This window comes from Pseudomonas tumuqii (assembly GCF_013184545.1).
Taxonomy (GTDB): Bacteria; Pseudomonadota; Gammaproteobacteria; order Pseudomonadales; family Pseudomonadaceae; genus Aquipseudomonas; species Aquipseudomonas tumuqii.
Map to the genome: position 1 here is coordinate 521,158 of NZ_JAAOJA010000003.1, position 24,751 is coordinate 545,908.

Here is a 24,751-nt window from a genome sequence, read left to right on the forward strand (position 1 = left end):
GACCGTCGCTGAGAGGCTGACTCGAGTATCTGGCGTCGGTGGCCTGCACGCCGCTGGTCGGTCAGTGCCCGCTGCCTGCTCAAGTTCGCCTGCTCGCGGCCGTCAACCGGGTAGATATCCTGCTCTGGTACCTCGTCATGAACACTCTGGCCTCGCTTGCCTCGCCGGCTTCACGTTCGTCTCTGCAGAACCATTCGACAGCCATGCGCAATGCCGCCGATGCGCAGCAGACGCTGGCCAATCGGCTGGCCGAGCGCCTCGGTCTGCAGCCCGGTGCGCTAAGCGGCAAGACAGATGCCTTCAGCCCGGAAAAGGTCGCCTCGGTGGTTCTCTGTTTTATCGAGCAACGTCTGCACAGCGAAGCGGCCGCTGGGGCCGATTCTGCCAGGCTGCAGGCGCTAATGACCCAGGCGCGCGATGGCGTGGAGAAAGGCTTTGCCGAGGCGCGCAAGATTCTCGATGGCATGGGGGTGTTGCAAGGCAAGGTGGCGGCGGACATCGACGACACCTACCAGCGCATCCAGGATGGTCTGGGCGACCTCGGCAAACGCTTCGCTCCGGCCGCATTGGAAGCTGTCAGCAATACCCGGGTCGCGGCCTCCAGCGAGCGCTTCGCTGCCGTCGCGCAAACTTTCGAGATGGCGGTGACCACTCGCGATGGCGATCGCCTGCGCATTTCTGTCGCCCAGGCTTCGGCCAACTGGTCGCAAACCCGGGTTGCCGCAACCAGCAACAGCAGTGCTGTTGCGCTGGTCGCCAGCAGTCAGTCCGGCAGCGTGCAGATCGGCGCCTGGCAGGTCAGCGTCGAAGGCGAGCTGGACGAACAGGAGCGGGCGGCCCTGGACAAGCTGTTTGCTCAGGTGCAGGACCTCGCCGACAAGTTCTATGCTGGCGACCTGACGGGCGCTTTCGATCGCGCCATGGCGCTGGAGATGGACGGCGAACAGCTGGCCTCGATGTCCCTGCGCCTGACCCAGAGCAGCGTGCGCCAGGCCACCGACGCCTACAGCGCCGTTGCCGAGCAGGGCGGTCAGGCGGCCAGCGCGGTCAACCCGTCGCTGATTGATTATGCCAAGGGCCTGTTCGCGGCATTGCGCAACATCAATAGCCTGCTTGAGAGCGGTCGCGACGGTCTGCAGGAACTGCTCAAGGGCGGTTTTGCCTTGGATCCACGTCTCGACATGAAACACCTGGAAAAGGCCGAACGGCTTAACAGTCGCTTGCTCGATGGTCTGCAAGGCCTGCTTGACCCTGCCGTGGCGTCGACTGCCGCCTGAGCGGTTGTGAAAGACTCGCCTACTGCGACGCTGCCAGTGCACCATGGTTAATCGGTGCGCCGCAAAGCTGGCGGGTTGGCGCTGCGCTCCGAACGTAACGCTGCGCTGTACGGTGCGGCCTCTTGTCGCGAATGCGTGAAGCGGTCTTTTTCGCAACCTCTGAGAGGGGGCTGCTGGCGCAGCAAGCTTACGCCAGCAGGGCTCGGTGCTAGACTGCAAGTCCCTGTATGGAGGCCTGTGGATGCTCCCTGAATGCCAACTGTTCGGCACCCTTGGCTGTCATTTATGTGACGTGGCCGAGGCGATGCTGATGCCTTTCGTCGAACATGGTTTGCTGGTCGAGCTGATCGACATCGTCGAGCGCGAAGACTGGGTCGAACGCTATGCCCTGCGCATCCCTGTATTGCGTCGTTGCGATACCGGCGCTGAACTCAACTGGCCGTTCGAGGCCGAGCAGGTTGTAGAATTCTTGCGTTGAAGGGTTGTGAAAACCCTCCCGCCGACTGCGACCGCCTCCAGGCGCCCGCTGCTGATGTTGCGCTACGCAAACACCTGGAGACGGCCTCGCGATGGCGTTCGGTATTTTCAAAACCGCTGAGTATTTAGTTTCGGCGATGTCGGTCGATAACGGTTCAACTTGCCTTGATTACGCCCTTTCCTGCGCGCCTTGGCCGGCTTCTAGCCGTGTGCCTGAATGCATCCGGGCTACAAGAGAACGATTCACTTGGCTTGAGTGAGCGCGACTGGACTCGGGATGGTGCCTTGACCGCTGCGCAGGCAAGCGCTGAGCCGGGTGGGTCGTCAGGTAATTTTTGTCGGGTGGATCAGGCTCAACTGTTAGGCTTTGAGCGTGTTCGGGTCTGAATTCGAAGCGGAGGGTGGTTGATGAGTGTGGTACTGGGGGATGCGTTATCGCTGCTGTTGTTCCGTTTGCACAGTGGCCGGTTGTTAGGCATTAACCTGCTCAAGGTTCAGGAGATCATTCCTTGTCCAGCATTGACCAAGTTGCCCAATCGCCATCCCCATGTGCGCGGCGTGGCAACCCTGCGCGGTGCATCCTTGATCGTGGTCGACCTGGCGCGGGCAATCGGCGAGCGCGGGGAGACTGACAGCCGGGATGGTTGCCTGATCGTCACCGAACTGAGCCGTTCGCGGCAGGGGCTGCAGGTGCAAAGTGTCGAGCGCATCGTCCAGTGCTCCACCAGCGACGTGCGCCCGCCACCGGTCGGCACCGGGGCGAGAGCCTTTATAACCGGAGTGACCCAGATCGATGGCGCCATCGTGCAGATTCTCGACATCGAGAAAGTCCTGCACGAGATCACTCCCACACTTCCGGAGGAGGTCGACGAGCAGTTGCTCACGGAGGCCGAGCGCAAACTGCTGCGCGGTCGTCGTGTCCTGGTGGTGGACGACTCCCATGTGGCCTTGCAGCAAACCCTGGCCACGCTGCGCAAGCTCGATCTGGATTGTCAGGCGGTGAGAAGCGCCGCGAGTGCGCTGGACGTGTTGCTTACCCAGCACCAGGCTGGCCTGCCGATCGAAGTCCTGGTCTCGGATATCGAAATGCCGGAGATGGACGGTTACAGCCTGGTCCGGGAAATTCGTCAGCGCAGCGACATCGGTCAGACCTATGTGCTGCTGCACACCTCGCTGGACAGCACCATGAACACCGAGAAGGCCCGTTCTGTAGGCGCCAACGATGTGCTCACCAAGTTTTCCACCGTGGACTTGAGCAAGGCGCTACTGCACGCGTTTCAGAGCCTTTGAGAGGGTAATGCGGCGCACGCCGGGTCTGCCGAGGTGCGTTTTAGGTACCAATTGACAGGCCGTTGAAAAACCATTGCGCTCGGCTTTGCGGCTTTGCGGCTTTGCGGCTTTGCAACGTAGCGAAGCGGAGTAACAGCCGAAGGCTGGCCCGCAGGGCGAGTCCAGTCCGCTTCTGCTCCGCGGGGAGGCAGGACGATTCAGCCAGACAAAACAAAGCCCGCACGAGGCGGGCTTTGTTTTGCTTGTTTCAGTACCTGAACGAGGCAGGGTGAAACTGGGATCTGGTCGGAGAGACAGGATTCGAACCTGCGACCTTCTCGTCCCGAACGAGACGCGCTACCGAGCTGCGCTACACTCCGAATAATCCGCATTTTACTGAAAAAGTTTTGTTGCACAAGGGGTTAGGCTGATATTTTTTTCCAGCGGCAGTGCGCTCTATGAGTACTTCTGGTTCTTAGCCTGCCTCCAGGGGTCACTAAATGGCTCAAGTGACCGCCTGAGCGCAGGTCGTGCTTACAGCTCCTGGATGGTCCGCACTTGATCCTTGTTGACCTTGGCGCGGTTACCGTCGAGTTGTTCGAATTCGTAGAAGCCCGAGTTATCATCGAACGCTGGGGTGTCGATGGCCTGGATTTCACGACCATCGTTCAGGGTGATGACCGATGGCGATGCGCAACCTGCTAGTGCGGCTAGGCCCAAAACGAGCAGGCATGCGGGAAGAGTCCGCTGAGTCATGACGTGTTTCCTTGTGTTTATAGGGGGCTGTGTACTTAGTCTCAGACGGGAAATTGGCGGCCAAGTTCAGTGCTCAGAGGGTGTGGAAAACGCTCGGTGCTTATTCGCTGACCTGCGCGAGCAGTTCCGGGGTGTTCAGGTTAGCCAGGCGCGGGTCGTTGGGCGGGCAAACGACGGCAATGGGATCATGCTGGCAGAGCCAGCGCTGCGGGCTGCGCTCTCCGGCCAGCCATGCCTCTTCGAGTGTGCTGCCCAGGGCTTTGGGGATCAGACTGAACAGGGGTTCCCAGAAGTCGCCTTGACGCACCATGACCGGTTGGCTGCCGGCCTTGCCCAGTAATGCCTCGAGCAAGGCGCGGTCGAGCAGGGGCGTATCGCACGGCAGCACCAGCAAATAGTCGTGGCGGGCCGCTTGCAGGCCCGCGCGGATGCCGGCCAGCGGACCCGGGTAGTGCTCGTCGTCGTCCGCGATCAGGCGGTCGGCAAAGGGCTTGTAGCGTTCGCTGTTGCGGTTGCAGGAGATAATCAGGTCGTCGCTGAGCGGTCGCACCAGATCATGCAGCCAGGCGATCAGTGGGCGGCCCTGCCACTCGATCAGGCCCTTGTCGCGGCCGCCCATGCGTTGTCCGCGTCCGCCGCACAACAGCAGTACGGAACAGGCCGGCAGAGCAGTGGTAGCGGGCATGGCAGAGCCTCCAGAGGTGGGCTTGTGATATAACATCGCGCACTCTCTCAGACAACTGGAAGCCTGCCATGAACCACAAGGCCGAGGCGCAATTCGTGCCGTTGAATATTGCCGTGCTGACCGTCAGCGATACCCGTACCCAGGAAACCGACACCTCCGGTCAGCTGTTTGTCGACCGTCTGCAGGCGGCTGGACACGCCCTGGCGGCGCGGGTGTTGCTCAAGGACGATTTGTACAAGATCCGCGCCCAGGTCGCGACCTGGATCGCCGACGACAGTGTGCAGGTGGTGCTGATCACCGGCGGCACCGGTTTCACCGGCCGCGACAGTACCCCCGAAGCGGTGGCCTGTCTGCTGGACAAGCAGGTGGACGGTTTCGGCGAGCTGTTCCGGCAGATTTCCGTGGCCGATATCGGCACCTCGACCATCCAGTCGCGCGCGCTGGCCGGCTTGGCCAACGGCACCCTGGTGTGCTGCCTGCCGGGTTCGACCAACGCCTGTCGCACCGCCTGGGACGGCATCCTCGGCGAGCAGCTCGACGCCCGCCATCGGCCGTGCAATTTCGTGCCGCATCTGAAGCAGGCGGTTGCCTGCGAGCGCCGCGGATGAGCGGTGGTGAACAACCCGGCCTGTTGCCGGTCGAGGCGGCGCTCCAGCGTTTGCTGGCCCTGGCCGAGACGATGCCGATCAGTGACAACGAGCGGGTCGGCCTGGCCGACGCCGCTGGGCGGGTGCTGGCCGAGCCGCTGATTGCCGGGCTGGACTTGCCGCCCTGGGCCAATAGCGCGATGGATGGTTATGCCCTGTGCCTGGCCGACTGGACGGGCGAGCCGCTGACGGTTAGCCAGCGGATCCAGGCCGGTAACGCGCCGCAGCCGCTGCAACCCGGTAGCTGCGCGCGGATCTTCACCGGCGCGCCGCTGCCGGCGGGTGCCGATACAGTGGAAATGCAGGAAAACGCGGTGGTCGAGGCCGATGGCCGGGTGCGTTTCAGCCAGCCATTGCGACTCGGCCAGAACATCCGGGCCCAAGGTCAGGAAACCCGTGTCGGTGACCACCTGTTGCCGGCGGGAACGCGCCTCGGGCCGATCGAACTGGGCCTGGCGGCCTCGCTGGGAAGCGCCGAACTGAGCGTGCGTCGGCGTCTGCGGGTGGCGGTGCTGTCCACCGGCGACGAGCTGGTCGAACCGGGCTTGCCGCTGGGGCCGGGGCAGATCTACAACAGCAATCGCCGCCTGCTGATGGCCTGGTTGCAGCGCCTCGGCTGCACGGTGGTGGATGGCGGCATCCTCGCCGACGACCTGGAGCTGACCCGCGCGGCTCTGGCGGCGCTGAGCGATGTCGATCTGATCCTGTCCACCGGCGGAGTGTCGGTGGGCGAGGCGGATTTTCTCGGTGTGGCGCTGCGCGAAGAGGGCGAGCTGGCCCTCTGGAAGCTGGCGATCAAGCCGGGCAAGCCGCTGACCTGCGGGCAGTTCCGCGGCGTGCCGGTGATCGGCCTGCCGGGCAATCCGGCCTCGACCCTGGTGACCTTCGGTCTGCTGGCGCGCCCCTACCTGCTGCGCCGCATGGGTGTGCAGCGGGTCGAGCCGCTGGGTTTTGCGCTGCCGGCCGGTTTCGCCTGGAACAAGCCGGGCAAGCGCCGCGAGTACCTGCGGGCGCGTCTGGAACATGGCCGCGTGGTGCTGCACCCCAACCAGAGTTCCGGCGTATTGCGCAGCGCCGCCTGGGCCGAGGGGCTGGCCGAGGTGCTGGAAGGCACGACCCTGGCCGAGGGCGACAGCCTGCGCTTTATCCCGCTGAGCGAGATTCTCGGGTAGGTGGCTATGTGGATGGGTTGAGCGCAGCGATACCCATCTACGGTTTGCGCCGGCTCTCGCGAAACTCGCCCGGAGTCTGGCCGGTCCAGCCCTTGAAGCTGCGGTGGAAGGAGCGCGCCTCGGTAAAACCCAGGTAGCTGGCGATGTCCTGGATCGCCAGGTCGCTGCGCAGCAGGTAGTGCTCGGCCAGTTCCTGGCGCAGTTGATCGAGGATCTGCTGGTAGCTGGTGCCGGCCTGCTGCAGGTGACGCTGCAGGGTGCGCAGCGTCATGTTGAATTTTTCCGCCACGCGTTCCTTGCGCGGCAGACCATCCTTGAGCAGCAGGCGCAGGGCATTCTTGACCCGCTGCGGTAGCGCTTCGTCGTCATCCAGGCCGGCCATCAGGGTCAGGGCATGTTCTTCCAGGGTGCGCAGCAGGTTGGCGTCGGCTTGGCGTAGCGGCATGTCGAGGTATTCCAGCGGCACGATCAGGGCGCTGCAGGGTTGTTCGAAGCGAACCGGGCAACCGAACACCGCGCTGTACTCGGCACTGTCCACGCCCGCAGGCAGGGCATGCTCGAACCAGACTTCCTGCGGCGAGCGCTGCATGTCGGCGATCCAGCGCGCGTAGAGCAGCCAGGACGCCAGGACGTCCTCGACCATGTGCCGGCGAACCAGCGCGGTCTCATGGCGGCAGCTCCAGATCAGCTTGACCCGATCGGCGGTCGCCTCGATCCGACTCACCCCCATATCGCCCACCAGTTTTTCGTAGGGCACGATCCGGCTCATGGCCTCGCCCAGGGTGGCGCAGTTCATGGTGATATAGCCGAGCACGCTCCAGGAACCGGGTTGCACGAAACGCGCGCAATGCAGGCCGAACAGCGGGTCGCCGGAGACCTCGATCAGGTGCTGGAGCAGGCGTTGGTGGACTGCACCGGCAATGCGCTTGCTGTTGTCCGCGAGATCTTCGGCCTGCACGCCGGCCGCCGCCAGCGCCTGGTCGATATCCAGGCCCAGCTGTTCGGCGTGGCGCAGGTATTTGAGCAGGGCGGGAACCGAGGTGTAGCCGAGATTGTGCATAGACTTCTTATTCGCAATGGCTCGATTGGCGACAGCGCCTGTCCCGATCCGACAGTGACGCCGGGCGACGGCTGGCTAGTATAGGCAGTCAATGATGGCGACCGAAATATCCAGGGGAGAGGCTGATGCGACGTTGGAACGGCTGGGGCGATGAGGCAACAGTGGTGGAATTGCCGAGCCATGGCGAGGCCTTTCTTGCCGAGTTGATCGGCCCCGGTCAGACGCTGGCCGATGCCAGCCTGGCGCAGGTGCTGGCCAAGGTGCCAGCTTCGCGTCTGCCGGCCCACCCGCTGATCAGCCAGGACGCCGAGGCGCGGCTGCGTCACGCTCGCGGCCAGAGCCTGGCGGACTGGCTGGCGATGCGCTCCGGCGAGTTCGGCGTGTTTCCCGACGGGGTCGCCTTCCCGGAGAGCGCCGCGCAGATCCGCCAGTTGCTGGCCTGGGCCAGCCAGCAGGATCTGATTGTGATCCCCTATGGCGGCGGCACCTCGGTGGCCGGGCATATCAACCCGCAAGCCAGTGACAAGCCGGTGTTGACCCTGTCGCTGGAACGCATGGGCAAGCTGATCGAGGTCGACGACGACAGCCTGATCGCCACCTTCGGCCCCGGCGCCAATGGGCCGCAGGTGGAAAGCCAGTTGCGCGCCCGTGGTTACACCCTCGGTCATTTTCCGCAATCCTGGGAGCTGTCGACCCTCGGCGGCTGGGTCGCCAGCCGCTCCAGTGGCCAGCAGTCGCTGCGCTACGGGCGCATCGAGCAGTTGTTTGCCGGCGGCAAGGTCGAGACCTTCGCCGGCACCCTGGCGATTCCGAGCTTTCCGGCCTCGGCTGCCGGTCCCGACCTGCGTGAGCTGCTGATGGGCTCGGAAGGGCGCTTCGGCATCATCTCCGAGGTCAAGGTGCGTATTAGTCGCCTGGCCGAACAGGAACATTTCTACGCGGTGTTCATGCCTAACTGGCAGCAGGCATTGGCGGGTATCCGCCGCCTGGCCCAGGCGCGCGTGCCACTGTCGATGCTGCGGCTGGCCAATGCCAGCGAAACCCGTACTCAACTGGCCTTGGCCGGTCATCCGCAACAAATCGCCTGGCTGGAGAAGTACCTGGCCCTGCGCGGCGCCCGCGACGGCAAGTGCATGCTGACTTTCGGCGTCACCGGCAGCCGTACGCAGAATGGCGCCTCGTTGAAGCAGGCGAAGCGGCTGCTCAAGGGTTTTGGCGGCGTGTTCAGTGGCACCTTGCTGGGCAAGAAGTGGGCGGAGAACCGCTTTCGCTTCCCCTATCTGCGCCATGGTCTGTGGAGCGCCGGCTACGCGGTGGACACCCTGGAAACCGCCACCGACTGGAGCAATGTCGATAGCCTGCTGAACAAGGTCGAGGCCAGCCTGCGCGGTGGCCTGGGTGACGAGGGCGAGCGGGTGCATGTGTTCACCCATCTGTCCCACGTTTACGGCGAGGGATCGAGCATCTACACCACCTACGTGTTCCGCCCCGGCAACAGCTACGAGCAGGCCATGGCGCGCTGGCAAACGCTCAAGCACGCCGCCAGCCAGACCATCGTCGACAACGGCGGCACCATCAGTCATCAGCATGGCGTCGGCCGCGACCACGCGTCCTATCTGGTACGGGAGAAGGGCGAGCTGGGCATGGCGGCGCTCAAGGCCTTGTCCGCGCACTTCGACCCGGAGCAGCGCCTGGCTCCCGGCGTGTTGCTCGAGCAATGAGCATGCCGGCCTGGAACGCCGCCTGGCGCGAGCGTGCGCTGCCCGGGCTGGCCGCGCGCGACTGGGACTTGATCGTCATCGGTGGCGGCATCAGCGGCGCCGGCATTCTGCGCGAGGCGGCGCGGCGCGGCTGGACCTGCCTGCTGCTGGAACAGCGCGATTTCGCCTGGGGCACCTCCAGCCGCTCGTCGAAGATGGTCCATGGCGGCCTGCGTTATATCGCCAAGGGCCAGCTCAGACTGACCCGCGACTCGGTGCGCGAGCGTCAGCGCCTGCTGCAGGAGGCCCCCGGCCTGGTCGATCCGCTGAGCTTCGTGATGGCGCATTACCAGGGCCAGTTTCCCGGGCCGAAAGTGTTTGGCGGGCTGCTGGCGCTGTACGACGCCCTGGCCGGCAAGCGCAACCATCTGTACTACCCGCTGCAGGAGCTGCGCTATCTGGCGCCGGGCCTCAAGCAAGACGGTCTGCTCGGCGGCACGCGCTTCTTCGATGCGCTGACCGATGACGCCCGCCTGGTCATGCGTGTGCTGGGCGAGGCGCGCGGCGATGGTGGCGAGGCGCTCAACGGGGTCAAGGTGATCGAACTGCTGCGCGACAACGGCAGGGTGGTTGGCCTGCTCGGCGAGGATAGTGACAGCGGCCGGCGGTTCAGTTTCCGCAGCCGGGTCGTGGCTCAGGCCACCGGCGCCTGGGCGGACCAGCTGCGTGCGACATCCAGCGAGCATGTGCGGCCGTTGCGCGGCAGCCATCTGCTGCTGCCGACCTGGCGTCTGCCGGTGGCGCACGCCTTCAGCTTCATGCATGGCACGGACCGGCGCCCGGTATTCGTCTTCCCCTGGGAAGGCGCGACCGTGGTGGGCACCACCGATCTCGATCATTCCGAGCCGCTGGATCAGGAGGCGCGAATCAGCGCCGAGGAGCTCGAGTACCTGTTGGCGGCCTGCGCCCAGCAATTTCCCAGTGCGGCAATCACGGCTGGCGACGTGCTGTCAACCTGGGCCGGGGTACGGCCGGTGGTCAGCGATGGTGCCGGCGGGCGTAAACCCTCGGACGAGACGCGTGAGCATGCGCTGTGGATCGAGCCCGGTTGCGTGACCCTGGCCGGCGGCAAGTTGACCACCTTCCGTCTGCTGGCTCTGGAGGTGCTGCGGGCCTGCGCCGAGATGCTCGGCCGGGCGCTGGACGACCAAGGCAGCGAGATCTTTCGTTCCGGCGTGCTCCCGCCGATGCCCACCCTCAGCCCCAGCCAGCAGCGGCGTCTGGCCGGCCGGCATGGCCGCGAGCTGCCGGGGTTGTTGGCGTTGCTCGATGAGGTCGGCAGCGAGCGGGTGGCCGGCAGCGATACGCTCTGGGTGGAACTGGCCTGGGCGGCGCAGAGCGAGCTGGTGCTGCACCTGGACGATCTGTTGCTGCGTCGCACCCGGCTCGGGCTGTTGCTGGCTGAAGGCGCCAAGGCCGAGCTGCCGCGCATCCGCGCGCTGTGTCAGGCGCGCCTGGGCTGGAGCGACGAGCGTTGGCAGCAGGAGGAGCGTGACTACCTGGCGCTCTGGCGCAGGTGTTACAGCCTGCCAGCCAGGTAGGGTGCGCCGTGCGCACCATCTGACGGTCGGTGCGCACGGCGCACCCTGCGCGAGTTCGACTAACTGTAAGGACTCTGTCTTGAGCGAAAAAAGCTACTTACTGGCCATCGATAACGGCACCCAGAGCGTGCGTGCGCTGTTGTTCGACCTGCAGGGCAATCTGCTCGGCAAGGGCAAGGTGGAACTCGAGGCCTATTATTCCACTCAGCCCGGCTGGGCCGAGCAGGACCCGGAGTATTACTGGGCCAGCCTCGGCGAGGCCTGTCAACGGCTGTGGGCGGCGGTGGATATCGACCGCCGTCTGATCAAGGGCGTGGCGCTAACCACCCAGCGTGGCACGCTGATCCATGTCGATGCGCTGGGCCAGCCACTGCGCCCGGCGATCCTCTGGCTCGATCAGCGTCAGGCCGAGGTGCGCGGCAGGATCAAGGGGCCCTGGGGCTGGCTGTTCAAGCTGCTCGGCGCGCAAGCGGCGGTCGATCATTTTCGCGCCCAGGCCGAGGTCAACTGGGTCGCGCAGAACCAGCCGGAGATCTGCGCGCAAACCGATAAAGTCCTGCTGCTCTCCGGGTTTCTCAGCCATCGCCTGTGCGGGCGCTTCGTCGATTCGCTGGCCTGCTGCGTCGGCTACCTGCCGTTCGATTACAGGCGACTAAAGTGGGCTGCGCTGCGTGACTGGAAGTGGCAGGCCATAGCGGTGCGCCGCGAGCAGTTGCCGGAGCTCTGCAAGCCGGGCGAACAGCTCGGCAGCATCAGCGCCGCGGCCAGCCGCCACACCGGTATTCCCGAGGGTTTGCCGTTGATCGCCGCGGGTGCCGACAAGGCCTGCGAAGTGCTCGGCGCGGGTGTGCTGGAGCCGCATATTGCCTGCCTGTCCTATGGCACCACCGCGACCATCAACACCACGCGACGCAGGTATCTGGAAACCATCGCGCTGATCCCGCCATACCCGGCGGCGCTTCCCGCTCACTTCAACACCGAGGTGATGATCTACCGCGGCTTCTGGATGGTCAGCTGGTTCAAGCAGCAGTTCGGTCAGCGCGAAATGCAGCGGGCCAAGGCGCTTGGCGTCGAGCCCGAGGCGTTGTTCGACGAACTGGTCAACGCGGTGCCGGCCGGCTCCATGGGCCTGATGCTGCAACCCTACTGGTCGCCGGGCATTAGCGAGCCTGGCCTGGAGGCCAAGGGCTCGATCATCGGCTTTGGCGATGTGCACACCCGCGCGCATATCTATCGCGCCATTCTCGAAGGCCTGGCCTATGCCCTGCGCCAGGGCAAGGAGCGGATCGAGAAACGCTCGGGGACGAAAATTACCCGTCTGCGCGTCTCCGGTGGCGGTTCGCAGAGCGATGCGGCCATGCAGCTGACCGCCGATATCTTCGGCCTGCCAGCCGAGCGTCCGCATGTCTACGAAACCTCTGGCCTGGGAGCGGCCATCGATTGTGCGGTGGGCCTCGGCCTGCACCCGGATTTTCCCAGTGCCATCGCAGCCATGACCCGGGTCGGCCAGGTGTTCGTGCCCAATCCGGCGGCGCAGCGTATCTATGAGCAGCTGTATCGCGAGGTCTACCTGCACATGTACCGGCAGCTCAAGCCGCTGTATCTGCGGATTCGCGCGATCACCGGCTATCCGGCCTAAGCCGCGGACCAGTTGGCAGGCTTGAGCGTGCCGCATGGCAAAAGGCCGGGGCTTGGCTAAGGTGCAAGTGGCAACCGTGATAGGCTGGCCATGCAGCATACTGTCACGCGCTGTACGCGATGCCATAAGAATCATAAGAAGAAGCAGAGGAACGCTCGCTTGAAAATACTGATAGTCGATGATTCGGCGATGTCACGAAAACTGGTGCTCAAAGCCCTGCCCGCGGAATTGCAGGCGGTCGTGACCCAGGCCGCTAACGGTGAGGAAGCCTTGGCGGCATTCCATGCCGGCCATGCCGAGGTGATCTTTCTCGATCTGACCATGCCGGTGATGGACGGTTTTCGTACCCTGGAGCAACTCAAGCGCGAGGATGCCAATGCCGTCGTCATCGTCATCAGCGCCGATATCCAGCCGCAAGCCCAGCAGCGAGTACGCGATCTGGGGGCGGCGGCCTTCGTCAAGAAACCGATTACCTCCGAGGCCATGCAGGCGGCGCTGTATGAAGTAGGGCTGATCTAGATGAGCAGCCAACTGGCGAACTTGAATGAAGAGCAGCGCGATGCCTTGCAGGAACTGATGAACGTGGCCATGGGCCAGGGCGCTGATCGCCTGGCCCGCTTGACCGAAACCTTCGTCACCCTGTCAGTCCCCTGCATCCATGCCGTCGACGTGACCAATACCAGCCTGCTGAATCAGCTGACGATCGCCAGTCAGCCGGCCATCATCACCCGTCAGTCCTTTCTCGGTCGCCTGCGCGGCGAGGTGATGGTCTGCTTTGGCGTGAATGGTGCCGATCAACTGGCCGACTTGATGGGCTATGAAGGTCTGGAAAAACACAGCATTCAGGATGAGCTGATGCTGGACGTCACCAATATCCTGACCGGGGCCTGTATCAATGGTCTGGCGCAGCAGGTCGATATCAAGGTGAGTTACGGTTCGCCCTCGCTGTTGTCGCGTGGGCGTTCGCTGCAGGAGGTACTCGGCGCCGAGGAGTTGCGTGGCCATCAGGCGCTGGTGCTGGAGATCCATTTCGAAGTGGCGACCCACAGCTTCTATTGTGATCTGCTGGTGTGCATCACCGAAGACACGGTGGGCACCGTTATCGAAGTGATCGATCAGTTGCTGAGTGATATCTAGTAGATCATCGGAATAAGGATGCGAGATGACGTCTGCACCAGGAGAAGTATTGCCCGCGGAGCTGGTGGCGGTGCTGCAGAGCATCAACCTCGGCGTCTTGTTGCTCGATAGCCAGTACCGGGTAGCGTTCTGGAACGATTTCATGGCGATCCACAGCGGCAAGGACTGCAATGAGGTCAGGGGGCGGTCGCTGTTCGAGCTGTTTCCGGAGTTGCCACGGCTGTGGGTGCAGAAGAAGGTCGACGGGGTGTTCGCCTTGCACAACCTGGCGTTCACCTCCTGGCAGCAACGCCCGCACCTGTTCAGTTTCTCCGGCAGCCGGCCGATCACCGGCTCGACCGAAATGATGTACCAGAATTGCACCTTCTCGCCGATGGTGGAGGCCGCGGGCACCGTCAAATATGTCTGCCTGACCATCTCCGATGCCACCGAAACCGCGGCCCAGCACCTGCAACTGGAGCAGCTCAATCAACTGCTGCGCGCCGAACAGAGCGAGCAGACACGCCTGATTCGCAAGCTCGAGGACACCCAGGCGCAACTGCTGCAGTCGGAGAAAATGGCAGCGATCGGCCAGTTGGCCGCAGGCGTTGCCCACGAGATCAACAACCCGGTGGGTTACGTCTATTCCAACTTCAGCAGCCTGGAGCGTTATGTCGGTGATCTGTTCCACCTGATCGAGAGCTATCAGGCGCTGGCAGCCGAACATCAGGATGCAGCCTTGCGCGCGCAGCTGGAGCAGGCCAACAAGGCGCTGGATTACGATTTTCTGCGCAGCGACATGGCCGATCTGGTGCGTGAGTCACGCCAGGGCCTGGAGCGGGTCAAGCAGATCGTCCAGGATCTGCGCGACTTCTCCCATATCGACTCGGGCGACTGGCAGGAGGCCGATTTGCACAAGGGTCTCGACAGCACGCTCAACGTGATCTGGAACGAGATCAAGTTCAAGGCCGAGGTGGTCAAGAACTACGGCGAATTGCAGCCCGTGCAGTGTCTCGGCTCGCAGCTCAATCAGGTGTTCATGAATCTGATCATCAATGCCGCTCATGCCATCGAGGGGCAGGGCACTATCTGGCTGGAAACCGGCGCCCAGGATGATTGGGTGTTCGTGCGGGTGCGCGACAGTGGCAGTGGTATTGCCCCGGAGAATCTGACCCGCTTGTTCGACCCGTTCTTCACCACCAAGCCGGTCGGGCAAGGCACCGGTCTTGGCCTGTCGGTGTCTTACAGCATCGTGGCCAAACACCATGGCCGCCTGGAAGTCGAGAGTGAACCCGGCAAGGGCGCCGTGTTCACCGTCTGGCTACCACTCTGTCAGCCGCCGCAGGGCGATAGCGCGGTCGATCTGCCCGCGGGCGAGTGATGCGTGCTGCATTGGGCGAGCTGACAGGCAGGCACTATTTTGCGTTTGCGTGCTGGCGCACCTTTGCCGGCTTTTCGTTGTCCACACAGTCTCGATCCGATTGGCTTCCAAGGCGCTGGTTATGAGCGAACGCAAGGCATTGTTGATCCTGCACGGCAAGCAAGCCGGCAACCAAGAGGTGCGCGCCGCGGTGGAGACGCGCCGTAAGGATGGCTGGCAGCTCGACGTGCGGGTCACCTGGGAGGCGGGTGACGCCCGTCGGCTGGTCAACGAGGCGCTGCTGGCCGGCTATCCGACGCTGATCGCCGGCGGTGGTGACGGTCTGTTGCGCGAGGTGGCCGAAGCGATGGCGCTGGCGCAGACCGAGGCCAGCCTGGTGCTACTGCCGCTGGGTACCGCCAACGACTTCGCCAATGCCGCGGGGCTGCCATTGACTCCATTCGAAGCCCTGGCGTTGCTGGATACGCCGGCGCAGCCGATTGACCTGGGTGAGGTCGATGGTCAGCTTTTCCTCAATATGGCCACGGGTGGTTTCGGTTCCAATGTCACCGCCAACACCTCCGAAGACCTCAAGCGCCTGCTCGGCGGCGCGGCCTATTTTCTCACCGGCCTGACCCGCTTTGCCGAGGTGCGTTCGGCCTTTGGTCGCTTCAGTGGGCCGGATTTCCTCTGGGAGGGCGAGTTCATTGCCATGGGCATTGGCAATGGGCGACAGGCCGGTGGCGGGCATCTGCTTTGCCCGCATGCGCGAGTGAATGACGGTTTGCTGGATGTCTGCATAGTCCCAGCCGCGGAGGATGTGGTTGGCACCCTGGGCACCTTGTTGGCCGGCGGGATCAATGGCTTGCAAAGCGTCGCCCTCAGCGCGCGCTTGCCCTGGGTGGAGATCGAGGCGCCGGAAGGTCTGGATGTGAATCTGGATGGCGAGCCGCTGGAAAGCTCGCGACTGCGGTTTTCCGCGCGGCGTCATGCATTGCGGGTGCATTTGCCGGTGGATTCGCCGTTGCTGCGCGAGTGATGTCGCTGGCACTTGGCTGGCACCGCTGCGCCGGCTCGTGCAAGATGGCGCCTGGTCGGCTTCAGCGCTGTCGCTCCTTGCCGATAGCCTTGCTGTAACTGGATTCGATAACAACAATTTGGAGCGCGCAATGGCTGGCATTCTCGACTCGGTGGATCAACGTACCCAATTGGTGGGCGAGAACCGCCTGGAAATCCTGATGTTCCGCCTGGCTGGGCGACAGTTGTTCGCGATCAACGTGTTCAAGGTGCAGGAAGTCCTGCAGATGCCCAAGCTGACGCTGATGCCGCACCGCCATCGCTTTGTTTGCGGGGTGGTCAATCTGCGTGGCCAGACCCTGCCGGTGATCGACCTGTCGCAAGCCATCGGCATGCGCCCGATAGTGCCGGATGAGCGCAGCACCATCATCGTCACCGAGTACAACCGCTCGGTGCAGGCGTTCCTGGTGGGCGGCGTCGATCGCATTCTCAACCTCAACTGGGAGTCCATCCTGCCGCCACCGGGTGGCGCGGGGCGCCAGCATTACCTGACGGCGATCACCAAGGTCGAAGAGCAGTTGGTGGAAATCATCGACGTGGAAAAGGTGTTGGCCGAGATCGTGCCCTACAACGCCAAGATATCCGGCGACCGCCTGGCCGATCCGCTGCTGGAGCGTGCGCGCGGGCGTGAGGTGCTGCTGGTGGACGACTCCAGTGTGGCCCTGGCGCAGCTGCGCGAGACCCTGTCGCAGTTGGGCCTGAAGATGCATGTGGCCACCGATGGTCTGAAAGGCCTGCACATGCTGAAGAAATGGGCGGATGCCGGCGAGGTGCTGACCGACAAGCTGTTGATGGTGTTCACCGATGCGGAAATGCCGGAGATGGACGGCTACCGCCTGACCACCGAGATCCGTCAGGATCCGCGCCTGAAGGATCTCTACGTGGTGCTGCATACCTCGCTGTCCGGCAGCTTCAACGAGGCCATGGTGAAAAAGGTCGGTTGCGACAACTTCCTCTCCAAGTTCCAGCCGGACAAACTGGTCGACGTGATCCGCGAACGCTTGATGCTGGATGAACCCCGCGCGTAGGGCGGCCCGGTAGCCGCTACAGTTGCTCGCCGAGGCGTTGACGCAGGTGCTCGATGCGCTTGCGGTTGACCCCCAGATCCGAGTAGCCCAGGCGCGAGGCCGAGCGTACATCGACGGCCTGCTCGCCAATCAGGAACTCCACATCATCGACGAAACGCAGCACCTGGCTGCTGAATTCGGCACGCAGGTAATCCGCGCTCTGTTCGATCAGACGCACGCGGGGTTCGTCGGCCAATAGTTTGACCAGCAGTGCCTGGGTCTGCGCCGGGCTGCCCTTGAGCGGCAGCGGCTCGACCCGATGCGCCTCGTCGCTGGCCTGGCTGCTGACGCAGTTGGGTGACTCCGGGCAGGGCGCCAGGCGCCCGTCGTGCACGCCCAGGTTGTCCGGCGGGCTGCCGCTGCAGGCACTCAGCAGGACCGCCAGAGCCAACGCCAATATGGGCTTGTGAGTACGCCGGGTTACTCGTATAAGGGCTTTTTGCCGAACGGGAAGCTGGCTCATGTTACGTCTCTCCGGGTTGTACCGTTATCCACTGAAGTCCGCCATCGCCGAACCGCTGACTGCAATTCAGCTGGATGCCCTGGGCGTGGTCGGTGACCGTCGCTGGATGTTAGTCGATGCACAGAATGGGCGCTTTCTTACCCAGCGGGCCTTGCCGCAGATGAGTCAACTGCTGGCGCGGCACACTGCTGCGGGTGGCCTGACCCTAAGTGCGCCCGGTTTTGCTGCGCTCGAGGTGCCCTTGCCGACGGCCGATGCAGCGTTGCGCGGGGTGTTTATCTGGAGCGACAGCCTCTATGTCCCGGACGCCGGCGATGAGGCAGCCGAGTGGTTGAGCCGCTTTATCGGCAAGCCCTGTCGCCTGGTGCATGTGCCCGCCGAGCGCGGCCGTTATATCGCGGGTAATCTCAGCGCGGCGGAGAAGGTCGGCTTCGCCGATGGTTTTCCCCTGCTGTTGATCGGCCAGGCTTCGCTGGATGATTTGTCGGCGCGGGTTGGCCGGCCGCTGGAAATGCTGCGTTTCCGGCCGAATCTGGTGGTCGAGGGCAGTGCGGCCTATGCCGAAGACAGTTGGCGGCGTATCCGCATTGGCGGCATCGAGTTTCGTGTAGCCAAGGGCTGCACGCGCTGCATCCTCACAACCCTGGACCCGCTGACCGGCGAGCGCAGTGCCGACCGTGAACCGCTGACCACGCTGAAGACCTACCGCGCCCGTGATGGCGAGCTGTACTTCGGCCAGAATCTGATCAACCAGGGCGGCGGCGAGCTGCAGCTCGGTATGGCGGTTGAGGTGTTGGAGTAATCCACACCCTTTAGCAGGCCATAAGCTGCAAGCGCGATGGGCTGCCTGAGCCCCCCATCTTGCTTGGCTTGCAGCGAAAACCTACTGATCGTCGAAATAGCGCTCGTGCCAGGCAATCAGTGGTTGCGGGGCGTTGAGCTTCTGTCCGTAGATCACCGAATAAGACAGCACGTTCTGTACATACTGACGGGTTTCATCGAACGGAATGTTCTCGATCCAGACGTCGTAGGCCAGGTGGTCGGCGCCGCGCAACCACTGGCGTACCCGGCCAGGGCCGGCGTTGTAGGCGGCGGAGGCGAGCACGCGGTTGCCGTTGAATTGCCCGTAGACCTGGCTCAGGTAGGCGGCGCCGAGCTGGATGTTCACATGCGGCAGCAGGGCATTGTTCGGATTGCTCAAGGGGATGCCGAATTTGCGTGCGGTCGCCTTGGCGGTCGCCGGCATCAACTGCATCAGGCCCATGGCGCCGACCGGGGACTTGGCATCGGCCATGAAGGCACTCTCCTGGCGGGTAATGGCAAATACCCAGCTGGAGTGCAGGCCGCGTTTCTTCGACTCGATGGTCAGCGGTTCGCGGTGGGCCATGGGGAAGCGCACGTCCAGGTCGTCCCAGTACTGCGCCTGGCTGATGGTGCGAATCGCCGGGAAGTACCACCCCATGTCGTATGCCAGGCGGGCCTGGGCAACCAGCTCGTCACGGCTGAACAGGCGGCTGACGTGGTACCACTCGCGGCGGCCATCGACGATCTGGCCGCGCGCGTGGAATTCCATGGCGCGACGAATGCCAGCGGCGTTGCGCACTTTCTGCAGGGTCTTGGGTGAAAGTTGCAACGGCTTGTTGTTCAGTTGGTAGGGCGCCTTGACCTGGTCGGCGGCCATGAATCCGTAGAAATCACGCTCCTTGGCCAGCCCCTGGTAGAGCGCTTGCGCTTCCTGGCTGTTGGGTTGGGCCAACTGCAGGCTACGCGCCTGCCAGTAACGCCAGCGGTTGGTCTGTCCCAACTCTGCAGGCATCTGGCGGGTCAACTGATGTGCGTCGTCCCAGCGGCCGAGACGTAGCAGCAGGCGTGCACGCCATTCGCTGACGGTGTTGTCGCGCAGTTGTGGGTCGTACTGGGCCATCACCTTGAGTGCGCGCGCGTCGAAGCGTTTTGCCAGGGTCAGGCCGATTTCACGGGCGATGGCGACTTTTTCGTCGCTGGAAAACTTCATGCGCTGGGCATAGCCATCCAGCAGTGTCAGGGCCTTCTCCGGATCTTGCCGGGCCAGGCGACGCAAGCCGAGACCCACGACATCGGCCATGGCCTGATCGTTGCGGCTGAAACGAGCGGTTTGGCTGAGGATTTGCGGTTTCTGCGCGACTTCCAGCAGCAGCTTGCCGTGGTTGCCCAGGGTCGGCAGCCCCTTGACCAGGTAGCTGGCCAAGCCATAGTTGCGGGTTTCGGCAGCGAGTTTGGCGCGCTTCCAGCGCATTTCTTCGGTGAGTTTGCCCTTGGTTGCCCACTGCTCGAACAGGCGATCGCAGGCATTGGGTTGCGACTTGCCGACCAGCCAGAGCTTCTCGGCGGTGGCAGAACCCTCGGCCAGCATGCCGTGGCCCAGTTGATATTGGCCATACAGGCAATCCAGTTCGGTGAAGTTCAGTGCAGGATCATAGTGGTTGATGAAAGTTTGCCACTCGCCGCGCTCGGCCAGCCAGCGTAGCCAGCGCAACTTCATCCAGCTGGCTTGCGGCAGGTCGCCATGCTCGGCGAGGAATTTTTCGATCTCGTCATTGCTGGCCCATTTGAGCCGGGCGGTGAGTTCTTCATACGCCAGGTAAGGCTCCAGCGGGTAATCACGCAGGGCGTTGGCATAGCGCTGGTAAGGGCCTTTGTCGCCTTTGGCCAGGGCGGCTTTGGCTTCGTCATAGTACTGGCGTTGCTGGGCCAGGCTGGCAGCCTGAGCTGCTGCGGTTGCCGCGGCAGAGAGGATCAAGCAGGAAAACAGGCGAAACAGGCGACCGCGCATGACACTTCCGGGTAAACAAATGGGAGAGGCGGCGGCGAGACCGACGCTTGATACACCTAGCTTAGCCTTTTGCCGGGGGCAGGTGAAAGCTGCGCTGCCGACTGGCGCCTCAATGAAAATTGCCCGCAAACTCGGTGCTCATCTCGGTTAGAATGCGCGCCCAGTTTTTGTCGACGCCTGCGGGCGCCGGCAAACAAGTTTTTTGCGGTGATGAACCTCTGCAGAATAGGGCTGGAGCGCGTAGATGGCTGTTCATTTCTTGCGCTTTTGCAGCCGTTACCTGCCTGTTTATCAGTCGCTGTATTATCGAGGCGTGCCATGACCCTGCTTAAGTTCACCGATGTTTCCCTGGCCTACGGCGCCATGCCGCTGCTGGACAAGGTGTCTTGGCAGATTGCTCGTGGCGAGCGGGCGTGCATCATCGGCCGCAATGGTACCGGCAAGTCGAGCATGTTGAAGCTGGTCAAGGGCGACCAGAAGCCCGATGACGGCTCGGTCTGGCGCGCGCCGGGGTTGAAGATCGGCGAGTTGCCGCAAGAGCTGCCAGTAGCCGACGGACGGACAGTCTTCGATGTGGTTGCCCAGGGCCTGGACGGGGTCGGCGAACTTCTTGCCCAGTATCACCACCTGAGCCAGAACATCGTCACCGATGCCGATCTGGACAAGCTCATGCATGTCCAGCATGACCTCGAGGCCCGTGACGGTTGGCGTCTGCAGCAACTGGTCGATAGCACCTTGAGTCGCTTGCAGTTGCCGGCCGACAAGACCCTGGCCGAATTGTCCGGCGGCTGGCGGCGGCGGGTGCTGTTGGCCCAGGCGCTGGTCTCCGAGCCGGACCTGCTGTTGCTCGACGAGCCGACCAACCACCTCGACATCGGTGCCATCGCCTGGCTGGAAGAGGCGCTGCTGGGCTTCAACGGTGCCGTGCTGTTCATTACCCACGACCGCTCCTTCCTGCAAAACCTGGCCACGCGCATCCTCGAACTGGATCGCGGCGGCCTGATCGACTGGAATGGCGACTACGCCAGCTTCCTGGTGCACAAGGAAGCCACCCTGGCCGCCGAAGAAGTGGCCAATGCCCTGTTCGACAAGCGTCTGGCCCAGGAAGAAGTCTGGATTCGCCAGGGCATCAAGGCCCGGCGCACCCGTAATGAAGGGCGCGTGCGGGCGTTGAAGGCCTTGCGGGTCGAGCGCAGCGAGCGCCGTGAACGTACCGGCAAAGCCAATATCCTGCTGGATACCGCCGATAAATCCGGTAAGCAGGTGATGGTGCTGGATAACGTCAGTTTCGCCCACCCGGGTGGGCCGTTCCTGATCAAGGATTTCTCCATGGTCCTGCAGCGCGAGGATCGTATCGGTCTGCTCGGCGCCAACGGCACCGGCAAGACCACCTTGCTGAAACTGATGCTCGGCGGCCTGCAACCGAGCAGCGGCAGCGTCAAGGAGGGCACGCGCATCGACGTGGCTTACTTCGATCAGCTACGCCATCAGCTCGACCTGGAAAAAACCGTGATCGACAACGTCGCCGAAGGCCGCGACTTCATCGAGATCGATGGGCAAAGCCGGCATGTGCTGAGCTACCTGGGCGACTTCCTGTTCAGTCCGCAACGTGCCCGCACGCCGGTCAAGGCGCTGTCGGGTGGCGAGCGTGCACGCCTGTTGCTGGCCAAGCTGTTCAGCAAACCAGCCAACCTGCTGGTGCTGGACGAGCCGACCAACGACCTCGACGTGGAAACCCTCGAGCTGCTCGAAGAGGTGTTGCTGACGTTCAAGGGCACCGTGCTGATGGTCAGCCACGACCGGGCATTCCTCGATAACGTGGTGACCAGCACCCTGGTCTTCGAAGGCGAGGGCAAGGTTCGTGAATACGTGGGCGGTTATCAGGACTGGCTGCGTCAGGGTGGTTCGCCGCGGTTGCTCGGGGTTGGCGAAACCAAGGCCGGCAAGGCCGAATTGGCTTCCGCCGTAGTCGAGGCGGCACCGGCACCTGAGGTGGCGCCGGTTGCCAATGCGCCGGTGGCCAAGAAGAAGCTCAGTTACAAGGTGCAGCGCGAGCTTGAGGCGCTTCCTGCGCAGATTGATGCGCTGGAGGTGGACATAGCCGCACTGGAGGCACAGATCGGCGCCCCGGCGTTTTACCAGCAATCCGCGGAAAAAACTGCCGAGGTGTTGGCCCGTTTGCAAAGTCAGCAGCATGAACTGGATAAACTGCTGGAGCGTTGGGCCGAGCTGGAAGGCTGAGAGCTTGTGAAAAAACTCTCGCCTACTGCGACCGCCCCCTGACGCCCGTTGCTGGCGTTGCGCTACGCGAAAAACAGGGTCATTTAGCTCACTAAACTCCCCCGTTTTTCACGTAACGCGCCTTGCCGCGAACACCAGGAGACGCTCTCGCTACGGCGCTCGATATTTTCACAATCTCTGAGCCCGATTGTTGCAATAGCTGATTATCCCCAAGCACAACCTCAAAACGTCTGGCGGAGACATGCATGGCCATCGAGTACCGGATTACTCTCGACGATAATCACGAGTTCAGTTACAGGATCGAACTGAACCGTGTGTATGATCCCGCCCAGGCTCAGGTGGCGCCCAGTTGGACGCGCCTGGACCACCAGCAGTGCAGCAATTGTCCGCTGAGCAGGAACGACTTCAGTCACTGCCCGGCAGCCGTCGATCTGCACCAGGTGATCGAGGACTTTCAGGGGCTGCCGGCCTTCAAGAAGGCCATGGTCTGGGTGCGCACGCCAGAGCGTGAATACACCAAGCAGGTCGGGCTGGAGGAGGGCTTGCGTGCCCTGCTCGGGGTGATCATGGCAACTAGCGCCTGTCCGGTGTTGGGCAAGCTCAAGCCGATGGCGCAGAATCATCTGCCGTTCGCCAATAATCAGGAATTCATCCTGCGCGCGGTTTCGTTGTACTTGGCGCGCCAGTATTTCAATTTCCGTGAAGGGCGGCTCGCGGATTGGGAGTTGAAAGGGTTGGTGCGCATGTTTCAGCAATTGCAGTTGGTCAATCAGGCGTTCTGGCAGCGGATTCACGACACCTGCGAGGGCGACTCGAACCTCAAGGCCTTTTTGACCTTCTTTTCCATGTCGTCGAGCATGACCTACTCACTGGAAACCCAGTTGCAGAAGATTCGTCCGTTGGTGATGAGTGCGGGCGACAATTTCGAGTGACCGGGAGCGAATGAGGTTTGGCGCCTCATTCGCCAGTTGCGCGTTTACTCGGGTTTCTTCAGGCGTACGGCCAGCACGTCGCAGGGGGCGCCATGCAGCACGTCATTGGCGGTAGAGCCGAGCAGTAATGCCAGGCCATGGCGGCCATGGCTGCCGACGATGATCAGGTCGCAGCCTTGCTCCTCGGCCAAGCGGTGTATTTCCTGACGTGGCTGACCGTATGCCAGATGGCGTTGGTCGGCGCCCAGGTCGGGGTATTTGCCGGCAAAGCTGTCCAGGCGCTCACGGGCTTGTTCGAATTGCTGCTGTTGCAGCATCGACAGGTCCATGGGCACGTCCCCGCCAAACGCCATGGCCATGGGTTCGACTATATGTACCACGGATAATTTGGCGTGGCTGCTCGAGGCCAGCTTCTGTGCACGCTGCATGACTGGATCGCACTCTTCGGTTAGGTCGACAGCGACCAGAATATGCTGGTAGGGCATGGGTGACTCCTCTAAGGGTTGTCGATGGTGGTAAGTATGGCCGCATTGAACGCTTGTGACAGGCTTTTGCCTGCGAGATGAATTTATGCCTGTATGGATCATATTGCTGCTTCTGGCTTTTGTGCTCAGCCCACTGGCCATGCTAATGCCATCGCGGCGACAGCGTGGGCGGATGGATGTGCGTTTGCAAGCCCGGCGCATGGGGTTGGCGATGCAGTTGTCGCGCGAGCAGTGGCCGCACTGGCTGGCTATCGAGCCGCCGGGTCAGTGTCCGCAATATCATCGGGCGCGGCGCCGTGGGCATGAGGATTGCTGGTGTTACTGGCAGGCTGCACCGGGCCAGTGGCTGAATCAATGGCGTGAGCCGTGCGGCGATGCGTCATTGGCCGAGCAATTGGCCAGCCTGCCGGTCGATGTGTACAAGGTCGAGGCAACGACGCAGGTGATCGCGCTGTATTGGGGTGAGCGGGAAGAATTGGACGCGCTGCAGAAGATCGCCAGCTTCTTGCTTGCACGCGCTTGAGCGGCAGACCGTCAGGCAATCAAGAAAGAAAACCCGATGCAGGCACCGGGCTATAAATGCGGCCAGGCAGGCCGGAAAGGTCGAATGAGCCATGCGCAGTGCGCCCTGGCTCGGTGCTGCATGTCCGCGATTATTCAATAAGCGCCACTTGCGGCTGACGCTGTTCGGCGTCTGCCTGATTTGCCGGTTGTCCTGCGGGGCCCCGTTCCAGGCGCTGCGGTTTGCCGGCAGTCCGGTGACCATCTGTTCCAGTGATTGGGTTCCCCCCACCCTAAGAAGTTGCTCCTGGCGAAGCATAGCCGAGCGCGATTGCTTGCGTCAGCAGGTTTTGCTCGCGGCTTTGCTGGGTCAGTGCGGCGTCTATCGTCCAGCTCGATTGTGCCATATGGCTC

General features: G+C 63.1%; 23 protein-coding genes and 1 tRNA gene. 17 read left to right on the top strand and 7 right to left on the bottom strand.

The window, feature by feature from the left end; all coding sequences use genetic code 11:
* Positions 1 to 137 precede the first annotated feature (137 nt).
* The 3 genes from G9C89_RS08785 (at position 138) to G9C89_RS08795 (ending at position 3,044) form a co-directional block, all read left to right on the top strand.
* A complete protein-coding gene (locus G9C89_RS08785) occupies positions 138 to 1,277 on the top strand; it encodes a DUF5610 domain-containing protein (RefSeq protein WP_172147479.1) in 1,140 nt (379 codons plus the stop codon).
* Positions 1,278 to 1,518: 241 nt separating this feature from the next.
* Positions 1,519 to 1,755 (top strand): glutaredoxin family protein, encoded by a 237-nt coding sequence (locus G9C89_RS08790; RefSeq protein WP_079201604.1) that lies wholly within the window; start codon positions 1,519 to 1,521, stop codon positions 1,753 to 1,755.
* Between the two features lie 407 nt (positions 1,756 to 2,162).
* Complete coding sequence (locus G9C89_RS08795) at positions 2,163 to 3,044, top strand: chemotaxis protein CheV (protein ID WP_172147480.1); 882 nt, start codon at positions 2,163 to 2,165, stop codon at positions 3,042 to 3,044.
* A gap of 282 nt (positions 3,045 to 3,326) precedes the next feature.
* Here G9C89_RS08795 and G9C89_RS08800 read toward each other — a convergent pair.
* The 3 genes from G9C89_RS08800 to mobA all read right to left on the bottom strand — a co-directional run bounded on the left by G9C89_RS08800 (position 3,327) and on the right by mobA (position 4,464).
* Positions 3,327 to 3,403 (bottom strand) — tRNA-Pro (locus G9C89_RS08800).
* Positions 3,404 to 3,557: 154 nt separating this feature from the next.
* Complete coding sequence (locus G9C89_RS08805; RefSeq protein WP_172147481.1) at positions 3,558 to 3,779, bottom strand: YgdI/YgdR family lipoprotein; 222 nt, start codon at positions 3,777 to 3,779, stop codon at positions 3,558 to 3,560.
* Positions 3,780 to 3,879: 100 nt separating this feature from the next.
* Positions 3,880 to 4,464, bottom strand: a complete 585-nt coding sequence (gene mobA / locus G9C89_RS08810; protein WP_172147482.1) for a molybdenum cofactor guanylyltransferase MobA — start codon at positions 4,462 to 4,464, stop codon at positions 3,880 to 3,882.
* Positions 4,465 to 4,532: 68 nt separating this feature from the next.
* Here mobA and moaB point away from each other — a divergent pair, with 68 nt between their 5' ends.
* Positions 4,533 to 5,072: a molybdenum cofactor biosynthesis protein B gene (gene moaB, locus G9C89_RS08815; RefSeq protein ID WP_172147483.1), complete on the top strand. Its 540-nt coding sequence runs from the start codon at positions 4,533 to 4,535 to the stop codon at positions 5,070 to 5,072.
* Positions 5,069 to 6,283, top strand: coding sequence for a molybdopterin molybdotransferase MoeA (locus G9C89_RS08820; protein ID WP_172147484.1), 1,215 nt, complete (start codon positions 5,069 to 5,071; stop codon positions 6,281 to 6,283). Before moaB ends, G9C89_RS08820 begins: the two co-directional genes overlap by 4 nt.
* Positions 6,284 to 6,320: 37 nt before the next feature.
* Here the strand turns inward: G9C89_RS08820 and gliR are convergent, their stop codons facing one another.
* A complete protein-coding gene (gene gliR / locus G9C89_RS08825; protein WP_172147485.1) occupies positions 6,321 to 7,343 on the bottom strand; it encodes an AraC family transcriptional regulator GliR in 1,023 nt (340 codons plus the stop codon).
* 125 nt (positions 7,344 to 7,468) lie between these two features.
* Here gliR and G9C89_RS08830 point away from each other — a divergent pair, with 125 nt between their 5' ends.
* The 8 genes from G9C89_RS08830 (at position 7,469) to G9C89_RS08865 (ending at position 16,864) form a co-directional block, all read left to right on the top strand.
* On the top strand, positions 7,469 to 9,064 hold the full coding sequence (locus G9C89_RS08830; protein WP_172147486.1) for an FAD-binding oxidoreductase: 1,596 nt from the start codon (positions 7,469 to 7,471) through the stop codon (positions 9,062 to 9,064).
* 2 nt (positions 9,065 to 9,066) lie between these two features.
* Positions 9,067 to 10,644, top strand: a complete 1,578-nt coding sequence (locus tag G9C89_RS08835; protein WP_172147487.1) for a glycerol-3-phosphate dehydrogenase/oxidase — start codon at positions 9,067 to 9,069, stop codon at positions 10,642 to 10,644.
* A gap of 79 nt (positions 10,645 to 10,723) precedes the next feature.
* On the top strand, positions 10,724 to 12,283 hold the full coding sequence (locus tag G9C89_RS08840; protein ID WP_172147488.1) for an FGGY-family carbohydrate kinase: 1,560 nt from the start codon (positions 10,724 to 10,726) through the stop codon (positions 12,281 to 12,283).
* Between the two features lie 159 nt (positions 12,284 to 12,442).
* Positions 12,443 to 12,802, top strand: a complete 360-nt coding sequence (locus tag G9C89_RS08845; RefSeq protein ID WP_256674137.1) for a response regulator — start codon at positions 12,443 to 12,445, stop codon at positions 12,800 to 12,802.
* Complete coding sequence (locus G9C89_RS08850; protein WP_172147490.1) at positions 12,803 to 13,420, top strand: chemotaxis protein CheC; 618 nt, start codon at positions 12,803 to 12,805, stop codon at positions 13,418 to 13,420. It abuts the gene before it with no gap.
* Positions 13,421 to 13,445: 25 nt separating this feature from the next.
* On the top strand, positions 13,446 to 14,780 hold the full coding sequence (locus G9C89_RS08855; RefSeq protein WP_172147491.1) for an ATP-binding protein: 1,335 nt from the start codon (positions 13,446 to 13,448) through the stop codon (positions 14,778 to 14,780).
* 121 nt (positions 14,781 to 14,901) lie between these two features.
* Positions 14,902 to 15,798: a lipid kinase YegS gene (gene yegS, locus G9C89_RS08860; RefSeq protein ID WP_172147492.1), complete on the top strand. Its 897-nt coding sequence runs from the start codon at positions 14,902 to 14,904 to the stop codon at positions 15,796 to 15,798.
* A 130-nt stretch (positions 15,799 to 15,928) separates the two neighbouring features.
* The gene (locus tag G9C89_RS08865; RefSeq protein ID WP_172147493.1) at positions 15,929 to 16,864 is read left to right on the top strand and encodes a chemotaxis protein CheV; all 936 of its coding nucleotides are present in this window, start codon (positions 15,929 to 15,931) and stop codon (positions 16,862 to 16,864) included.
* Positions 16,865 to 16,880: 16 nt separating this feature from the next.
* Here the strand turns inward: G9C89_RS08865 and G9C89_RS08870 are convergent, their stop codons facing one another.
* Complete coding sequence (locus tag G9C89_RS08870; protein ID WP_172147494.1) at positions 16,881 to 17,366, bottom strand: DUF1499 domain-containing protein; 486 nt, start codon at positions 17,364 to 17,366, stop codon at positions 16,881 to 16,883.
* On the opposite strand from G9C89_RS08870, the gene G9C89_RS08875 reads away from it, so the two are divergent.
* Positions 17,365 to 18,168: an MOSC domain-containing protein gene (locus G9C89_RS08875; protein WP_172147495.1), complete on the top strand. Its 804-nt coding sequence runs from the start codon at positions 17,365 to 17,367 to the stop codon at positions 18,166 to 18,168. The two genes, G9C89_RS08870 and G9C89_RS08875, sit on opposite strands and share 2 nt — an antisense overlap.
* 81 nt (positions 18,169 to 18,249) lie before the next feature.
* Here G9C89_RS08875 and G9C89_RS08880 read toward each other — a convergent pair whose 3' ends face one another.
* Complete coding sequence (locus G9C89_RS08880) at positions 18,250 to 20,178, bottom strand: transglycosylase SLT domain-containing protein (protein WP_172147496.1); 1,929 nt, start codon at positions 20,176 to 20,178, stop codon at positions 18,250 to 18,252.
* 318 nt (positions 20,179 to 20,496) lie between these two features.
* Here G9C89_RS08880 and G9C89_RS08885 point away from each other — a divergent pair, with 318 nt between their 5' ends.
* Together G9C89_RS08885 and G9C89_RS08890 are read left to right on the top strand one after the other, a co-directional pair.
* Positions 20,497 to 22,419: an ATP-binding cassette domain-containing protein gene (locus G9C89_RS08885; RefSeq protein ID WP_172147497.1), complete on the top strand. Its 1,923-nt coding sequence runs from the start codon at positions 20,497 to 20,499 to the stop codon at positions 22,417 to 22,419.
* A 245-nt stretch (positions 22,420 to 22,664) separates the two neighbouring features.
* Entirely contained in the window at positions 22,665 to 23,351 is a 687-nt protein-coding gene (locus G9C89_RS08890; protein WP_172147498.1) for a DUF6901 family protein, read from the top strand.
* A 44-nt stretch (positions 23,352 to 23,395) separates the two neighbouring features.
* Here G9C89_RS08890 and G9C89_RS08895 read toward each other — a convergent pair whose 3' ends face one another.
* Positions 23,396 to 23,836, bottom strand: coding sequence for a universal stress protein (locus G9C89_RS08895; RefSeq protein ID WP_172147499.1), 441 nt, complete (start codon positions 23,834 to 23,836; stop codon positions 23,396 to 23,398).
* A gap of 85 nt (positions 23,837 to 23,921) precedes the next feature.
* Here G9C89_RS08895 and G9C89_RS08900 point away from each other — a divergent pair, with 85 nt between their 5' ends.
* Positions 23,922 to 24,359 carry a hypothetical protein gene (locus G9C89_RS08900; RefSeq protein WP_172147531.1) on the top strand — a complete coding sequence of 146 codons (438 nt, stop codon included), beginning with the start codon at positions 23,922 to 23,924 and terminating at the stop codon, positions 24,357 to 24,359.
* Positions 24,360 to 24,751: the final 392 nt, after the last annotated feature.

Bases quoted from the DNA above. Each gene is read 5' to 3' on its own strand.
- G9C89_RS08785 (WP_172147479.1), top strand. From the start codon at position 138: ATGAACACTCTGGCCTCGCTTGCCTCGCCGGCTTCACGTTCGTCTCTG.
- G9C89_RS08790 (WP_079201604.1), top strand. From the start codon at position 1,519: ATGCTCCCTGAATGCCAACTGTTCGGCACCCTTGGCTGTCATTTATGT.
- G9C89_RS08795 (WP_172147480.1), top strand. From the start codon at position 2,163: ATGAGTGTGGTACTGGGGGATGCGTTATCGCTGCTGTTGTTCCGTTTG.
- G9C89_RS08805 (WP_172147481.1), bottom strand. From the start codon at position 3,779: ATGACTCAGCGGACTCTTCCCGCATGCCTGCTCGTTTTGGGCCTAGCC.
- mobA (WP_172147482.1), bottom strand. From the start codon at position 4,464: ATGCCCGCTACCACTGCTCTGCCGGCCTGTTCCGTACTGCTGTTGTGC.
- moaB (WP_172147483.1), top strand. From the start codon at position 4,533: ATGAACCACAAGGCCGAGGCGCAATTCGTGCCGTTGAATATTGCCGTG.
- G9C89_RS08820 (WP_172147484.1), top strand. From the start codon at position 5,069: ATGAGCGGTGGTGAACAACCCGGCCTGTTGCCGGTCGAGGCGGCGCTC.
- gliR (WP_172147485.1), bottom strand. From the start codon at position 7,343: ATGCACAATCTCGGCTACACCTCGGTTCCCGCCCTGCTCAAATACCTG.
- G9C89_RS08830 (WP_172147486.1), top strand. From the start codon at position 7,469: ATGCGACGTTGGAACGGCTGGGGCGATGAGGCAACAGTGGTGGAATTG.
- G9C89_RS08835 (WP_172147487.1), top strand. From the start codon at position 9,067: ATGCCGGCCTGGAACGCCGCCTGGCGCGAGCGTGCGCTGCCCGGGCTG.
- G9C89_RS08850 (WP_172147490.1), top strand. From the start codon at position 12,803: ATGAGCAGCCAACTGGCGAACTTGAATGAAGAGCAGCGCGATGCCTTG.
- G9C89_RS08855 (WP_172147491.1), top strand. From the start codon at position 13,446: ATGACGTCTGCACCAGGAGAAGTATTGCCCGCGGAGCTGGTGGCGGTG.
- yegS (WP_172147492.1), top strand. From the start codon at position 14,902: ATGAGCGAACGCAAGGCATTGTTGATCCTGCACGGCAAGCAAGCCGGC.
- G9C89_RS08865 (WP_172147493.1), top strand. From the start codon at position 15,929: ATGGCTGGCATTCTCGACTCGGTGGATCAACGTACCCAATTGGTGGGC.
- G9C89_RS08875 (WP_172147495.1), top strand. From the start codon at position 17,365: ATGTTACGTCTCTCCGGGTTGTACCGTTATCCACTGAAGTCCGCCATC.
- G9C89_RS08870 (WP_172147494.1), bottom strand. From the start codon at position 17,366: ATGAGCCAGCTTCCCGTTCGGCAAAAAGCCCTTATACGAGTAACCCGG.
- G9C89_RS08880 (WP_172147496.1), bottom strand. From the start codon at position 20,178: ATGCGCGGTCGCCTGTTTCGCCTGTTTTCCTGCTTGATCCTCTCTGCC.
- G9C89_RS08885 (WP_172147497.1), top strand. From the start codon at position 20,497: ATGACCCTGCTTAAGTTCACCGATGTTTCCCTGGCCTACGGCGCCATG.
- G9C89_RS08890 (WP_172147498.1), top strand. From the start codon at position 22,665: ATGGCCATCGAGTACCGGATTACTCTCGACGATAATCACGAGTTCAGT.
- G9C89_RS08895 (WP_172147499.1), bottom strand. From the start codon at position 23,836: ATGCCCTACCAGCATATTCTGGTCGCTGTCGACCTAACCGAAGAGTGC.
- G9C89_RS08900 (WP_172147531.1), top strand. From the start codon at position 23,922: ATGCCTGTATGGATCATATTGCTGCTTCTGGCTTTTGTGCTCAGCCCA.